Annotated in this window: 12 protein-coding genes; 6 read left to right on the top strand and 6 right to left on the bottom strand. The window is 67.8% G+C overall.

The features are described from left to right. The first annotated feature begins 57 nt into the window (after positions 1–57). From MRS60_RS31520 to MRS60_RS31495, 6 genes are all read left to right on the top strand, one after another. Positions 58–549, top strand: a complete 492-nt coding sequence (locus MRS60_RS31520) for an Lrp/AsnC family transcriptional regulator (RefSeq protein ID WP_034182400.1) — start codon at positions 58–60, stop codon at positions 547–549. An 88-nt stretch (positions 550–637) separates the two neighbouring features. Further along, positions 638–2110 carry an NAD-dependent succinate-semialdehyde dehydrogenase gene (locus MRS60_RS31515; protein ID WP_243567301.1) on the top strand — a complete coding sequence of 491 codons (1473 nt, stop codon included), beginning with the start codon at positions 638–640 and terminating at the stop codon, positions 2108–2110. 43 nt (positions 2111–2153) lie between these two features. Then, the gene (locus tag MRS60_RS31510) at positions 2154–3134 is read left to right on the top strand and encodes a M14 family metallopeptidase (protein ID WP_243567299.1); all 981 of its coding nucleotides are present in this window, start codon (positions 2154–2156) and stop codon (positions 3132–3134) included. A 162-nt stretch (positions 3135–3296) separates the two neighbouring features. Continuing rightward, a complete protein-coding gene (locus MRS60_RS31505) occupies positions 3297–4817 on the top strand; it encodes a sensor domain-containing diguanylate cyclase (RefSeq protein ID WP_243567297.1) in 1521 nt (506 codons plus the stop codon). A gap of 428 nt (positions 4818–5245) precedes the next feature. After that, the gene (locus MRS60_RS31500; protein ID WP_243567296.1) at positions 5246–6832 is read left to right on the top strand and encodes a methyl-accepting chemotaxis protein; all 1587 of its coding nucleotides are present in this window, start codon (positions 5246–5248) and stop codon (positions 6830–6832) included. A gap of 189 nt (positions 6833–7021) precedes the next feature. Continuing rightward, positions 7022–8980: a phosphatase PAP2 family protein gene (locus MRS60_RS31495; protein WP_217590549.1), complete on the top strand. Its 1959-nt coding sequence runs from the start codon at positions 7022–7024 to the stop codon at positions 8978–8980. A 115-nt stretch (positions 8981–9095) separates the two neighbouring features. Here MRS60_RS31495 and MRS60_RS31490 read toward each other — a convergent pair whose 3' ends face one another. From MRS60_RS31490 to MRS60_RS31465, 6 genes are all read right to left on the bottom strand, one after another. Then, positions 9096–10106: a zinc-binding alcohol dehydrogenase family protein gene (locus MRS60_RS31490; protein WP_243567295.1), complete on the bottom strand. Its 1011-nt coding sequence runs from the start codon at positions 10104–10106 to the stop codon at positions 9096–9098. A gap of 22 nt (positions 10107–10128) precedes the next feature. Next, positions 10129–11004: an amidohydrolase family protein gene (locus tag MRS60_RS31485; protein ID WP_243567294.1), complete on the bottom strand. Its 876-nt coding sequence runs from the start codon at positions 11002–11004 to the stop codon at positions 10129–10131. Next, a complete protein-coding gene (locus MRS60_RS31480; protein WP_243567292.1) occupies positions 11001–12017 on the bottom strand; it encodes an aldo/keto reductase in 1017 nt (338 codons plus the stop codon). The genes MRS60_RS31485 and MRS60_RS31480 overlap by 4 nt, the downstream gene beginning before the upstream one ends. 73 nt (positions 12018–12090) lie before the next feature. Further along, positions 12091–13038: an ABC transporter substrate-binding protein gene (locus tag MRS60_RS31475; RefSeq protein ID WP_175749198.1), complete on the bottom strand. Its 948-nt coding sequence runs from the start codon at positions 13036–13038 to the stop codon at positions 12091–12093. A gap of 38 nt (positions 13039–13076) precedes the next feature. Further along, positions 13077–14108: an ABC transporter permease gene (locus MRS60_RS31470; RefSeq protein WP_243567291.1), complete on the bottom strand. Its 1032-nt coding sequence runs from the start codon at positions 14106–14108 to the stop codon at positions 13077–13079. After that, positions 14101–15648, bottom strand: a complete 1548-nt coding sequence (locus MRS60_RS31465; protein WP_243567290.1) for a sugar ABC transporter ATP-binding protein — start codon at positions 15646–15648, stop codon at positions 14101–14103. The genes MRS60_RS31470 and MRS60_RS31465 overlap by 8 nt, the downstream gene beginning before the upstream one ends. Positions 15649–15850 lie beyond the last annotated feature (202 nt).

Genomic DNA, 15850 nt, shown 5'->3' with positions numbered 1-15850 from the left:
GGCTACCGTTCGACTCTAAAGTAACCGGACATTCCATTTCTGCCTTCTCACGCGAACATGACGGACAGCAAGCTAGACCGGATCGACCTGCGCATTCTTTCCCAGTTGCAAAAGCGCGGGCGCATGACCAACGTCGAACTGGCCGATGCGGTCGGGCTGTCGCCGAGCCCGTGCCTGATCCGCGTGAAGCGGCTCGAGAAAGCCGGCTACATCGCCGGGTACGGCGCGCACATCCAGCTCGAGAAGCTCGGCGACGTGCAGGTGGTGTTTACCGAGGTCACGCTCGCCGACCACCGGCGCGAGGATTTCGACCGGTTCGTCGCGGCGATCCGCGATGTCGACGAGATCGTCGAGTGCCATCTCGCGAGCGGCGGCTACGACTATCTGCTCAAGTTCGTCACGCGCAGCGTGAGCCACTACCAGACGATCGTCGAAGGGCTGCTCGAGCAGAACATCGGCATCGAGAAGTATTTCAGCTACGTGATCATCAAGTCGCCGTTCGTCAAGCGGCACTATCCGCTCGAATCGCTGTTCGGCGAACGGCACTGACGAGCGGCAGGCGGCCGCCGCGCCGTACGTGCGTCGTCGCGACGCGCCCGCCTGCCGCCGTCGAGCCGACATCATTCAAGGACCAACCATGCCGCTTACCCTCTCCCGCACCGAACTCGTTCGCAGTGCAAACCTGATCGATGGCGCGTGGCGCGACGCACTCGACGGCAGTCGCTTCACGGTCACCGATCCGGCGACGCTCGACCGCTTGGCCGACGTGCCCGACAGCAGCGCCGCCGACGCACGTGCCGCGACCGACGCAGCCGTGCGCGCGCTGCCCGCGTGGCGCGCGACGCCGGCCCGCGAACGCGCGGCGATCCTGCGCGCGTGGCATGCGGCGATCGTCGCGCACACCGACGATCTCGCGAAACTGATGTCGCGCGAACAGGGCAAGCCGCTCGCCGAAGCGCGCGGCGAAGTCGCGTATGGCGCGTCGTACGTGCTGTGGTTCGCCGAGGAAGCGACCCGCACGTACGGCGACCTGATTCCGCAACAGCAGCGCGGCAAGCGGCTGACTGCGGTCAAGGAGCCGATCGGCGTCGTCGCCGCGATCACGCCGTGGAATTTCCCGCTCGCGATGATCGCGCGCAAGATTGCGCCCGCGCTCGCGGCCGGCTGCACGGTGGTCGCGAAGCCGGCCGAGGACACGCCGCTCACCGCGCTCGCGCTGGCGTTCCTCGCGCAGGAAGCCGGCGTGCCGCCCGGCGTGCTGAACGTGATCGCCGCATCGCGCGAGCACGGCATCGATGCGGTGGCCGACTGGCTCGCCGACGGCCGCGTGCGCAAGATCACGTTTACGGGATCGACGCCCGTCGGCAAGCTGCTCGCACGCGAATCGGCCGCGACGCTCAAGAAGCTGTCGCTCGAGCTCGGCGGCAATGCGCCGTTCATCGTGTTCGACGATGCCGAGCTCGACGCCGCGGTCGACGGGCTGATGGCCGCGAAGTTCCGCAACGGCGGCCAGACCTGCGTGTCGCCGAATCGCGTGTACGTGCAGGCCCGCATCTACGACGCCTTCGCCGCGAAGCTCGCCGCGCGGGTCAGTGCGCTGAAAGTCGCGCCCGCGACCGACCCCGCCGCGCAGATCGGCCCGATGATCAACGCCCGCGCGGTCGACAAGATCGCGCGCCATGTCGACGATGCGCTCGAGCGCGGCGCCCGCGTGCTGACGGGCGGCAGGCGCCTGCCCGAACTGGGGCCGAACTATTACGCGCCGACCGTGCTCGCCGATGCGGCCGCCGGCATGCAGCTCGGTTGCGAGGAGACGTTCGGGCCGGTCGCCGCGCTGTTTCCGTTCGATACCGAGGACGAAGCCGTCGGCGCCGCGAACGACACGCCGTTCGGGCTCGCCGCGTATTTCTACACGCAGGATGTCCGGCGGATCGCACGCGTCGCGGCGCGGCTCGAAACGGGCATCGTCGGCATCAACGAGGGCGCGCTCGCGAGCGAGGCCGCGCCGTTCGGCGGCGTGAAGGAATCGGGCTACGGCCGCGAAGGTTCGCGCTACGGCCTCGACGACTACCTGTCGATCAAGTACCTGTGCCAGGGCGGGCTCGACTGATCGCACGCGCCTTCCTTACGTTTTCGTTACCCGGTACGCCGCCATGACCGCTTTCACTCCGTACCCGATCGAAGTTTCGTTTCCCGACCTCGCGCCGCACCGCGCGGGCAATACCGGCGTCGAGCACGTCTATCGCTTCGCATCCGGCGAGGCCGGCCCGAACGTGATGGTCAACGCGCTCACGCACGGCAACGAAGTCTGCGGCGCGATCGTCGTCGACGCGCTGCTGGCGCTCGGCGTGCGGCCGCGCCGCGGCACGCTCACGCTGTCGTTCGCGAACGTCGCGGCCTACGCACGCTTCGATCCCGCGCAGCCGGACGCGGCACGCTTCGTCGACCAGGATTTCAACCGCGTGTGGACGCCCGCCGTGCTCGACGATCCGTCGGCCCGTTCGGTCGAACTCGATCGCGCCCGCGCGCTGCGCCCGTTCGTCGACACGGCCGACTGGCTGCTCGACCTGCATTCGATGCATGAGCGCAGTGCGCCGCTGATCGTCGCGGGGCCGCTCGACAAGGGTGTCGCGCTCGCGCGCCGGGTCGGCGCGCCGGCCACCGTGATCCGCGACGAAGGCCATCCGGAAGGCACTCGGATGCGCGATTACGCGGCATTCGGCGATCCGCTCAGCCCGAAATGCGCGATGCTGGTCGAATGCGGGCAGCACTGGGAAGCACGCGCGGTGGACGTCGCCCGCGACACCACGGCCCGCTTCCTGGTCGCGTCCGGCGTGGTCGAGCGTGACGACCTGCCCGCCGACTGGTTCCTGCCGCTGCCGGACACGATGCGCGTCGTGCAGGTGACGGAGCCCGTGGTCGCGACGAACGGCGTGTTTCGTTTCGCGGGCGACTACACCGGGCTCGAACATTTCCCGGACGCCGGCACCGTGATCGGCTGGTCGAACGAGGTCCCGGTCGTGACGCCCTATCCCGACTGCGTGCTCGTGATGCCGTCGCTACGGCAATTGCGGCCCGGCGTCACCGTCGTCCGGCTCGGGCGGCTCGTCGACGAATCCGGCGCGCCCGCCTGACGGATCGGCTTCCGCGCAACCGGCGCGGCTGCCGCACACTTTTGCGGCAACGCCGCGCCGATTCGCTTCGCATGCAGGCCTCCATTTCCTCGCATACCTGCCGTTAACCCGGATTTGAGCGCGCCACGGTCATCGCACCGGGCATTCCCTACGAGCGCGAGCATGTCCGCATCCACTTCCATCGAGAAAATCGCCGACTGGGCGGGACGAAACCATCTTGTCGTCGGCGCGCTCGGCACACTGATGTCGCTCGCCGCGCTGAGCATCAGCGCGATGACGCTGTGGGCCATGAGAAGTGGCGTCGTCGAACACGCGCACGAGACTTCGCGCAACGTCGCCGCCGTGCTGGTCAGCGAGATCGCGCGGACCGTCGAAACGTCCAACAACGCGCTGATCGCACTCGCATCCGATCTCGGCAAGCCGGAGGTCCGGAATATGGACGCCGGGCTGCGGCACGATCTGCTGTTCCAGCGCGCGGCCGCGCAATACGTGACCGGCATGGGCGTGACGGACCGAAACGGCCTCCTGATAGACGGGTGCTGCGGCCCGTCACACCACTGGGACTTCAGCGATCGCGACTACTTCAAGGTCCATCGCGACTCGGCGAACGTCGGCCTTTACGTATCCGAGGCCTATCGCGCGCGCTCGCGCAACGGCAAGGAGTCCATCGCGCTGTCCCGGCGCGTCGAAGGTCCGGACCACGCGTTCAACGGGATCGCGATCGTTGCCATCGACATCGCCTACTTCGATCAGTTGCTTGCCCGACTGAACGTCGGCCCGAACGGCATCGGCGCGATCCTGCGCACGGACGGCACCATCCTGGCCAGAAATCCGCCGCTGAGCGAACACCAGATGGTTCGCCTGAGCCGATCGAAGACCTTCGATCGCATGCTGAACCAGGATTCGGGGTTCTATGCGGCCTACTCGCGCATCGACGGAACCTTGCGGCTCTATACGTTCCAGCGCGTGCCCGGCACCCCGCTGATTGCCGTCGTCGCCCCTGCCGAGCGCGACGTGCTGGCCGGCTTCACGCGCATGTCATGGTCGGTCGGCGTGTCGGCCTCGTTCATCTGCACGCTCTTCTGCACTGTCGTCTGGCTGCTCGCATTCGCGTTGCGGGACAATCTTCGCAAGCAGACGCTGCTGACCGATCTCACCCGCACCGATCCGCTGACGGGCCTGCACAACCGCCGCGCGCTCGACGTCGCGCTGGCCGACGAATGGAAGCGACTCCAGCGCAGCAATGAAGGCAGCCTGTCGGTGCTGTTCATCGATGCCGACCACTTCAAGCAGTACAACGACCGATATGGGCATGCGCAGGGCGACACGGCACTGAGGTTCCTGGCCCAATGCATCCGGACTCACACGCGGCGGCGCGCCGACATCGCCGCGCGCTACGGCGGCGAAGAGTTCGTCGCGGTGCTGCCGGATACGGACGAAAGCGGCGCCGCGAAGGTCGCCGAGGCCATTCGCGCGGAAGTGGAACGCAACCGGCTCGCCGGATTCGCCGAGACGGTTCCGGCTTTCACGGTCAGCATCGGATACGCGACCGGGCATCGCGCACGCCCGGCGTCCATCGACGCGCTCACGCATCAGGCAGACCTCGCGTTGTATACGGCGAAGCGCCACGGTAGAAACCGCGTGTGCCGCGGCGACACGGGATCGCTTGCGCAATCGGCTTGACGGCCGTTGCGGCCGACTGCGGGCGCTTTTTCCTTTCGACTTCCGTCTCGCCCGGTAATGCAGCGTACCGCTCGCCGGCCGCGCGATCGTGCCGCTGCCGCCGTTCGACGGTTCCGGCAATCCGGCGGTTTCGCGCCCGGAACGTGAAGCGCCTTCCATTCCGGGCTGGCGAACCCGCGTCGATCGACAATCTCATGGTCATCCAGGCGGATAGTGACAGTTTCATGACCATGTCGCTTCCGAAATCACGCACTCGATAACGTCTGAAGTAAAAACCTCTCGCGAGAACGCTCCGAACAGTGCGTTCTTGACCATTTCGAAGTTTCTCGCCCCGCAAACGATTGCGCTTTTCAATCACCCTAAATACTTTTTTAACCAATCCGATAATAAGGAACGCTACCCAACATCAACGCAACGGATCCTGAAAGATGCATAGCAAACAGCTAACGGTTCGCACGAAACTCACCCTTACATTTGGCCTTCTGGCATGCGTGGTGCTGCTCGTTTCGTTCCTCGGCATCGTATCGCTCAGCAACGCGAACGAGGTATTCGCGAATTACGTCAACGGCCTCAACGCTCGCGCCGACCTGACGGACAAAGTACGCGTCGCCGTCGATCGGCGCGCCATCGCGGCGCGCAACCTGGTGCTCGTGACAACGCCACGCGATACGGAGATCGAGAAGGAAGCCGCACTGCAGGCCGACCGCGATGTCAGCGCGCGGCTCGCCGAACTCAGGAACGCCGTTGGTGAAGGCACCGACGCGACGGACAAGGCGCGCGAGCTGGTACGGAAAATCAACCAGATCGAAACCACGTATGGCCCGGTGGCGCGGGCGATCGTCGACGCCGCGCTGAACAACCGGCGCGATCAGGCCATCACGATGATGAACGAACAATGTCGACCGCTTCTGGCGCAGCTGGTCGACGCAACACAGGCCTATGCGCTGTACACGCGCGAACGCTCCGTGCAGATGGTGAAAGACTCGGAAGACCGTTATGCGTCCCGGCGGATGCTGCTCATGATCATCTGCCTCGCCGCCGTCGCGGGCGCGGTGGCGGCGGGCGTCATCATCGTGCGAGGGCTGACCCGTTCGCTCGGCACGGAGCCGGCCACGCTCAGCGACATCGCGCAGCGCATCGCCGGCGGCGACCTCGCCGCCGGGTCCGCCACCGTCGACGCGCCGCGCGGCAGCGTGCTGGCTTCCATGCGCGAAATGCAGGCCAATCTGGTGCGGCTGATTTCGCAGGTCCGCATCGCGTCCGGCAACGTCGCGACGGGCGCGAGCGAAATCGCGTCCGGCAACCAGGACCTGTCGTCGCGCACGGAACAGCAGGCCGCATCGCTGCAGGAAACCGCATCCAGCATGGAAGAATTGACGTCCACCGTGCGACTGAACGCCGACAACGCGCAGCAGGCAAGCTCGCTGGCCAATAACGCATCGGAAGTCGCGCAGCGCGGCAGCACCGCGGTCGGACTGGTGGTCGAAACGATGACGGACATCAGCGACAGCTCGTCGAAAATCGCCGAGATCACCGGGATGATCGAAGGGATCGCGTTCCAGACGAACATCCTCGCGCTCAACGCGGCCGTGGAAGCGGCACGCGCGGGCGAACAAGGCCGCGGCTTCGCGGTGGTAGCCAGCGAGGTGAGAAGTCTCGCGCAACGTTCATCGTCTGCCGCGAAGGAAATCCGGCAACTGATCACGCAATCGGTCCAGAAGATCCAGGACGGCTCGCGGCTCGCGCACAATGCGGGCGACACCATGGACCAGGTGACGCAGGCGGTGGCGCGCGTGACGGACATCATGGGCGAGATCGCGGCGGCATCGAGCGAGCAGAGCCGCGGCATCGAGCAGGTCAACCTGGCCATCACGCAAATGGATGAAGTCACGCAACAGAATGCGGCGCTCGTCGAAGAGGCCGCCGCCGCATCGAAGTCGCTCGAGGAACAGGGAAATCAGCTTTCCGAGTCGGTATCCCTGTTCCGGCTGGAGGCGAGCGCATCGCACGCGTAGCCGCGTCGCACCACTACCGGCATCCATATTGCTTTCGATATCCGTCCCGTTTAGGAACACAAACTGAACATCATCCGCCGAAAGCGGGACGCTCTCGATCGCGCCGAATGACGTGAAGCGGTTTCGTAACCATCGCGTCACGATCGGCCACCACAATGCTCCGTCTTCTACCCTCATGATGGAGTTTGCATGTTTGCGTCACCGAGCCGTCTCCCGCTGCACGTCGCAGCGCTGTCGACCGCGATCCTACTGGCTGCCTGCGGCGGCGGCGACGATGTCGTCGCAACGAGCTCGACGAACGCCGCGGTCCCGGCACCGCCGGCCGACCCCGGCTTCGTCGACAGCGCGCCCGTTCCGAGCGTGCCCGCGTTCGTCGACAACGTCGCGACCAACCAGCGCGGCGACGCTCGTTATGCAACGCTGTCGACCAACGCCGCCGTGCGCGTGGTGAGCCGCTTCCTCGACCTGTGGCAGCCGTCGACGATGCTCGTCGATGCGGGCGTGACCGCGCCGGCCAACGGTGCGTTTCCCGCCATCTCGCCTTCCGCCTGCACGGGGCTGCCCGGCAACGGCACGCCGTGCGGCACGAGCCTGAACGACGCGGTGCTGTCGGCGAACGTGCAATACGTGGTCAACGCGACCACCGCGCGCACGCCGCAGCAAGCCGACGCCGCCTATTACGACGACCGGCGCGGCAAGGGCTACAGCGTGACCGACGGCATGGGGCCGCTCACCGCGGCATGGCGCACCGCGGCCCAGCAGACGACCAGCATCACCAGCGTGCCGGCCGACGCCACGACCGTGCTGTACAACGACAGCGGCAACAACGTCGGCGTCGGCAGCAGCGGCAACGCGAGTTTCGGGAAAGTCGTCGACCTGCTCAACGAAATGGGCAACAACGCGTCGACCGAACCCGCGAAACGCTTCTACAAGTATGCGCGGCCGTATCGCTGGAGCTCGAGCGTCGTCGTCGCGCCCACGCTCGTGCCCGCGGAAAGCACGACGCCGGCGACCGACGGCGGCTTCATCAGCGGCCACCAGGCCGAAGCGATGCGCGATGCGGTGACGATGGCGTGGCTCGTGCCCGAGCGCTTCCAGGAAATGGTCGGCCGCGGCCTCGAGCTCGGCGAGAACCGGATCCTCGCCGGCATGCACTCGCCGCTCGACGTGATCGGCGGCCGCATGCTCGCGCTGGCCGTCAGCGCGGCCAACCTCGCCGCGTACGCGAGCGACGCGCAGGCCGCGTACGGCCAGGCACACCAGACGCTGCAGCAGCTTACCGGCACCACCGATGCGACCTTCCCGGCATTCGCGCGCTCGGGCACGACGGCGACCGACCGGTTCGCCGACTACGCGACGAACAAGGCGGCGTTCACGCGCCGCATGACGTACGGCTTCGGCGCGATCGACGCGACCGGCGCGCCGCCGGTCGTGCCGAAGGGCGCGGAGATCCTGCTGCAGACGCGCTTCCCGTACCTGGGCGCCGACCAGCGGCGCGTCGTGCTGAAGACCACCGAACTGCCGTCCGGCTATCCGGTGATGGACGATGCGGAAGGCTGGGGCCGGCTGAACCTGTTCGCCGCCGCCGACGGCTACGGTGCATTCAACGGCAACGTGACCGTCGCGATGGACGCGTCGAAGGGCGGCCTCAACGCCGCCGACCTGTGGCGCAACGACATCGCGGGCGCCGGCAAGCTGACGCTGCAAGGCAGCGGCACGCTGACGCTGGCGGGCAACAACAGCTATACGGGCGGCACGCAGGTCAGCGGCGGCACGCTCGCCGCCGCTTCCACGATGGCGTTCGGCAACGGCGACGTGTATGTCGGTTCCGGCGGCGGCATCCGGATCGCGGCCGGCGCACCCGTGACGATCGCGACCCGCTACACGCAGCTCGACAACACGACGCTCGAACTCGACATCGACGGCAACGGCGGCGGCCGCCTGCGCGTGGGCGGCGCGTTCACCGTCGCGGGCGGCACGCTGCACGTGAAGTTCGTGAACGGCTATACGCCGAAAGCCGGCGACACCATCGCGCTGATCGACGCGGCAGCAGGCGCCGCGAAGTTCTCGACGGTGACGGTCGACGGCTTCAAGGCGACGCCGGTCTATACGGCGACGGGCGTGTCGATCACGCTGTCGGCGTCATAACCGGCAGCAGGCATCGATCCGTGGACCGGCGCCGCCCGCGGCGGCGCCGGTCAAGCGAAACGGCCGGAGGCAGGCCCTTCGTCGCGCATGCCGGCTTCGCCCGACGGGCGGCGGATCAGCATTCGACGAGCGCCTTCACGACGGTCTGCCCCGCGTCCAGCAGACGCGGCAGCGCATCCGGCACGTCCTCGAGCCGCATCCGGTGCGTGTTCAGCGCGCGGTCGGGAATGCGCCCCGCGCGCATCGCGTCGAGCACGGTCGCGAAATCCTCGGCCGTCGCATTGCGGCTCGCAAGCAAGGTAGTTTCCCGCTTGTGGAATTCGGGATCCGAGAACGCGACATGCCCGCGCACGATCGAGATCAGCGTGTATTTGCCGCCGTGCGCGACGAATTCGAAGCCGCGATTCATCGCATCGAGGTTGCCGGTCGCGTCGAACACCGCATCGAAATACTCGCCGTCCGTCAGCGCCGCGAGGCGCGCCCCGTCGTCCGGCCCGACCTCCACCGCCGCGTCGACACCCAGGTGCTGCCGGCAAAACGCCAGGCGGTCGGCCCGCGTGTCGAGGCACGTCACGTCGGCGCCGCGCAGCTTCGCGAAGATCATCGCGGCCATGCCGATCGGCCCGGCGCCGACGACCAGCGCCCGCTGCCCGGGGCGGACCGCCGCGCGCCGCACCGCATGCGCGCCGATCGCGAGGAATTCGAGCATCGCCGCCTGGTCGAGCGAAATGCCGTCGGCCTTGTGAACGAACTGCGCGGGCACGCTGAGGTATTCGGCCAGCGCGCCGTCGCGATGCACGCCGAGCACCTTGATGTTCACGCAGCAGTTCGTGTTGCCGTGACGGCATGCCACGCAGTGCCCGCACGACAGATACGGCATCACGTACACCGCATCGCCGGCGCCGAGCCCCGACTCGGGTTCCGCCTCGACCACGACGGCGGACAGTTCATGGCCCATCACGCGCGGATACTCGAGATACGGCTGGTTGCCGGTGAAGATGTGCAGGTCGGTGCCGCAGATGCCGACACGCTGCACGCGCAACAAGACTTCGCCGCTGCCGCGCACGGGCAGTTCGCGATGCTGCACGCGCAGCACGCCGGGGGATTCGCAAATCACGCTGAGCATGTCGGATTCCTGTCGATCGGGGTCATGCGCCGTCGCGCGCGGCGTCGATCCGGTAGAAGCGGCGCGCGTTGCCGCCGAACAGGTCGGCAAGCGCCGCAGAGCCGAGCAACTGCGCGCAGTCGTCCTCGCACGCGGCCAGCCAGTCGCCGTAGCCGCCGCACGCCGACGCGACCCGCAGCACCGGCCAGTCGCTGCCCCACATCAGTCGCGCCGGCCCGAACAGGTCGGCCAGCGCATGCACATAAGGCCGCGTGCGCGCTCGCACGGCGTCCGCGCCGGCCGACGGCCCGGCCTCGGTCCACAGGCCGGACAGCTTGCAGTGCAGGTTCGGCAGGCTCGCGAGGCGGCACATCGCCGACAGCCACGGCTGCAGCTCGCCGCGCTCGATGAACGGCTTCGCGCCGTGGTCGATCACGATCTGCAGATCCGGGTGGCGCCGCGCGAACGCATGCAGCGCATCGAGATGGCGCGGCATCACCAGCGCATCGAAACGCAGCGCATGCTCGAGCATCGCGGCGACCGCGCGATCCAGCACCGGATCGTCGATCCACGCATCGTCGGGCAGATCCTGCAGCATCGGGCGCAACCCGCGCGCCTTCGGCGCCGACGCGAAGGCCGCGATCCGCGCCGGCGCGTCGGCGGCCTTCAGGTCGACCCAGCCGACCACCGCGCCGACCGTCGGGGTGTCGTCCGCGAGATCGAGCAGGAAGCGCGTGTCGGCGTCGCTCGGCAGCGATTGCACGAGCACGGTGCGGTCGATGCGCGCCGCGTCGAGCAGCGGCGCCAGATCGGCGGGGCCGAAATCGCGGTGTATCGCGTCGAGTTCGGCCGGCGGCCAGCAGCCGGCCCGCGCGCCGATCCGCCAGTAGTGCTGATGGGCGTCGATGCGTGCCGTCATGCGCGCGCTCCCGGCACCGGTGCGCGCGCCGCGATCAGCCCTTCGTCGCGCAGCGCGGCCCACAGTTCGGCCGGCACGGGGCGCTCGAACCATTCGAGGTTCTGTTGCAGCTGGGCCACGCTGCGCGCGCCGACCACGCACGACACGACCGCCGGATGGCCGAACGGAAACTGCAGCGCGGCAGCGGGCAGCGGGACGTCGAAGCGCTTGCACAGCGCGCCGAGCCGCGCGGCCTTGTCGATCACGTCGGCGCTTGCATCCGCATAGTTGAACTTGCCGTTGCCGGCCAGCACGCCGGAATTGAACACGCCGCCGACCACGATGCCCGTCCCGGCGCGGCGGCACGCGTCGAGCAACGGTTCGAGCGCCGTCTGTTCGAGCAGCGTGTAGCGGCCGGCCAGCAGCACGGCATCGAGCGCGGCTTCGTTCAGCGCAGCGGCGGCGACTTCCCATTCGTTCACGCCGAGGCCGAACCCGCCGATCTCGCCGCCCGCACGCAGCGCGTCCAGCGCGCGAAACCCGCCGCCGCGGGTCAGCTGTTCCCAGTAGTGCGCGTGACGATCGCCGTGCGTCATCGCGCCGATGTCGTGCACGTACAGGATGTCGATCCGCGCGAGCCCGAGCCGCTGCCGGCTGTCGTCGTGCGACCGCATGATGCCGTCGTAGCTGTAGTCGTAGACGGGCCGGAACGGCAACGGCTCGGCCCAGCCGTCGTCGCCGGGGCGCACGCTCGCGTCGGCGCGCATCAGGCGCCCGACCTTCGTGCTGAGCGTGAACGCGCCGCGCTCGCGCGGGGCGAGCCCCGCGCCCACGCGCCGCTCGGACAGCGTGTAGCCGTAATACGGCGCGGTGTCGAAGTAGCGCAGGCCGGCGGCCCACGCGGCTTCGACGAGCGAGCCGGCATCGGCGGCCGACATCGGGCGATAGAGGCCGCCGAGCTGCGAGCAGCCGAGGCCGAGCGCGGACACCGTCAGCCCGCTGCGCGGCAATGCGCGCATTTCGTTTGCGTTCATGAGTGGTGACTGGATGCGGGAAAGAGGCGCGGCGCGCAATCGCCGCCCGCGCGCGGGCGGCTTGCGCGGCCGCTCAGTACAGGACGTTCCTGGCCGCCTCCGAATCGAGGTTCTGCTTGTCGACCATCACGACGCCGGTATCGATCAGCTTCGGCGCCGGCTTGCGTTCGACGACGTCGAGCGCCGTGCGCACGCCCTGGTTCCCCATCTGCCACGAACCCTGCACGGCGATCGCCTGCACCGTGCCGTCACGCACGAAGCCCTGCAGATCCTCGTTGCCGTCGAACCCGATCGCCACCACCTTGCCCGCCTTGCCCGACTGCTTCAGCGCACGGCCCATCCCGACCGCGGTCGGCTCGTTCGCGCCGAAGATGCCCTTCAGGTCGGGGTTCGCCGACAGCACGTCGGTCGTCTGGTTCAGCGCGTTCGCCATTTGCGACTGCGAGTAGTACGGGCCGACGATCTGCAGCTTCGAATGGCTCGCGATGTACTTGCGGAACCCGCCGACGCGGCTGACTTCGGAACCCGCGCCCGGCACGTACGACATGATCGCGATCTTGCCGGACTGCCCGACGCGGTCGATCAGCGCCTTCGCGCACAGCGCGCCCGCCTTCTCGTTGTCGGTCGACAGGAATGCCTGGTAATACGGCTTGCCGGCATCCGAGATCGCCGAGTCGATCAGCACGACCGGAATGTGCGCTTCCCACGCCTTCTTGATCGCGGGCACGAGCGCATCGGGATCGGACGGCGCGAGCACGATGCCCGCCACATGGCGCGTGACCGCGTTGTCGACCATGTTGACCTGCCCGCTGATGTCGGACTCGGCCGCGGGGCCCTGGAACGTCATCGTGTAGCCCTTGGCGCCGTCGAGCGCTGCCTTCGCGCCTTTCTGCACGTTCTGCCAGTAGTTCGAGTTGACCGTCTTGACGATCACGGCGATCTCGCCGCCCGCCGCGTACGCACCGCTGTTGCATGCCGCGAACAGGCATGCCGATGCTGCCAGCAGGATGGATTTGTTCATGTCTCGCTCCGCTTCTCGTTGGTGGGAACTGCTGCCGGTCAGTGCCGGCGATTGCGCAACTGGTCGATCCAGACCGTGCCCAGGATCACGACGCCGATGATGATCTGCTGGATGAAGCTCGACACGCCGTTCATGTTCAGGCCGTTGCGCAGCACGCCGATCACGAACGCGCCGATCGCCGTGCCGGAAATCGTGCCGACGCCACCCATCAGCGACGTGCCGCCGATGACCGAGCTGGCGATGGCGTCGAGCTCGTACATGACGCCCTCGTTCGGCTGCCCGGTGACGAGCCGCGACATCAGCACGCAGCCGGTCACGCCGGCGAGCGCGCCGGACAGCACGTAGGTGAAGAGCTTCACGCCCTGTACGTTCACGCCCGACAGCCGCGCCGCCTCCGCGTTCGACCCGACCGCGTAGATATGGCGGCCGAGCGACGTTCTCGACAGCAGCACGGAAACCACGACGAACAGCACGACCATGATCACGACCGGATACGGAATGCCGGGGAACGTCGTGTCGGGGAACCCGTCCGCGCCGATGCGCGAGATGCGCAGCAGCGCGCCGTTGCCCAGTGCGCCGAACGCATCGCCGAGATCCGATACCGGCCGTGCGCCCGTGATCTGGAGCGCGACGCCGCGCGCGACGAGCATCATGCCGAGCGTCGCGATGAACGGCGGCAGGCCCATGCGCGTCACGCAGATGCCGTTGACGAACCCGCACAGCGCGCCGACCAGGATCCCGGCCGCCATGGCCGCCGGCACCGGCACGCCCGCCTTGACCAGCAGCGCGGACGAGACGCCGGCCAGCGCGAGTACCGAGCCGACCGACAGGTCGATGCCGCCGGTGATGATCACGCAGGTGGCGGCCACGCCGAGATACGCAATGGAGGTCACCTGCAGGCCGACGGTCATCAGGTTGTCGACCGAGAAGAACGCCGCGCTCGAGACGGAGAACGCGAACACGAGCACGACCAGGCTGCCCAGCGCCGCGAACTTCTGGATAAGGTCGCGCCGCCGCTGTCGCGCCGCCCGTTCGTCGGCCTGGCTTCGATCCGATGTCATTTCAAGCATGGGGACGCCCCGACGCATAGTGCATGATCTCCTCCTGACTGGTGTGTTGGGTGTCGAGAAACGCGGTCAATCGACCTTCGTGAAAAACGGCGATCCGGTCGGTCATGCCGAGCAGCTCCGGCAGCTCCGAACTGATCAGCACCACGCCGACGCCGTCGGCGGCGAGCCGGTCCATCAGCCCGTAGATCGCGAATTTCGCGCCCACGTCGATGCCGCGCGTCGGCTCGTCGAAGAACAGGATCTTCGAGCCGCGGTACAGCCATTTGCCGATGACGACCTTCTGCTGGTTGCCGCCGGACAGGTTGCGCACGACCTGCTGCACCGACGGCGTGCGAATCGCGAGGTCCTGCACGTAGCGCCGCGCCACGTCGAGCTCGTCGTCGAAGCGCAGGAAGCCCAGGCGCGACGCGATGCCGCGCACGTTCGCGAGCGTGAGGTTCGCCGCGACGGGCATCGGCAGCGCGAGCCCCTCCTTCTTGCGGTCCTCCGACAGATACGCGATGCCGTGGTGGATCGCCTCGCGCGGCGAGCGGATCGTCACGGGCCGGCCGTGCAGCGCGATCGTGCCGCCGTCCGGGCGGTCCGCGCCGAAGATCGCGCGCGCGACTTCGGTGCGCCCGGCGCCCATCAGTCCGGCAAAGCCCAGGATCTCGCCCTTGCGAAGCGTGAACGACACCGGCCCGAACACGCCGTCGCGGCGCAGTTCCCGCACGTCGAGCAGCACTTCGCCGGTCGGCGTCGACTGCCGCGCCGGATACGCGTCATCGAGCGTCCGCCCGACCATGCGCGCGACGATTTCGTCGATGCTCACGTCGGCGAAATCGTCGGTCGAGATGTGGCGCCCGTCGCGCAGCACGGTCACGCGATCGACGATCTGCGCCATTTCGTCGAGCCGGTGCGAGATGTACAGGATCGCCACGCCGTCGGCACGCAGTTCCTCGATGATGCGAAACAGCTGCACCGTTTCCGACTCCGTCAGCGACGACGTCGGCTCGTCCATGATCAGCACGCGCGCGTCGTGCGACAGCGCCTTCGCGATTTCGACCATCTGTTGCTGCGCGATGGACAGCACGCCGACCTTCGTCGTCGGTGCGACGTTCAGGCCGATCCGCGCGATGCAGCGTGCCGCATCCGCATTGAGCCGTTTCGTGTCGACGAACGGCCCGCGCCGCGGCTCGCGCGCGAGGTACAGGTTCTCCGCCACGCTCAGGTGCGGCACGAGATTGAGTTCCTGGTGGATGATCGCAATGCCGGCCGCCTGCGCTTCGGAGGCCGAACGAAACCGCACCGGCGCGCCGCGATAGTGGACGACGCCCTCGTCGGGCAGGTACTGACCGCTGATGATCTTCATCAGCGTGGACTTGCCCGCGCCGTTTTCGCCGCACACCGCATGCACCTCGCCGCGGCGCAGGTCGAGGCGAATCCCGTCGAGCGCGAGGACGCCCGGGAAGCGCTTGCGAATCCCCTCCAGGCGCAGGATCTCCCGGTCCGCTTCGTGCTGTGCGGCCTGACCGGGCAGATTGCGAGGCAGCATTGCCATTGCGTCTCCTTGGGAAGGGCCGACCTGGCTTTCGTCTGGTCAGTCCAATTTCGATGAATTACAGCAATCCAGCCACTTTTGGTCAAGCCAATTTATATATCTCAATCTGCTCTTACCAATAGTGAAAACCCGCACATCCGCACGAACGGGCTGCCGTTCAGGGCGACACGGCGAGCGTGATAGACTTTGCGACGCGCGCTTG

Origin of the sequence: Burkholderia pyrrocinia (genome assembly GCF_022809715.1) — a bacterium.
GTDB lineage: Bacteria > Pseudomonadota > Gammaproteobacteria > Burkholderiales > Burkholderiaceae > Burkholderia > Burkholderia pyrrocinia_C.
The sequence above is the reverse complement of the archived record's forward strand: the minus strand, read 5'-3'. Positions and strand labels throughout refer to the sequence as shown.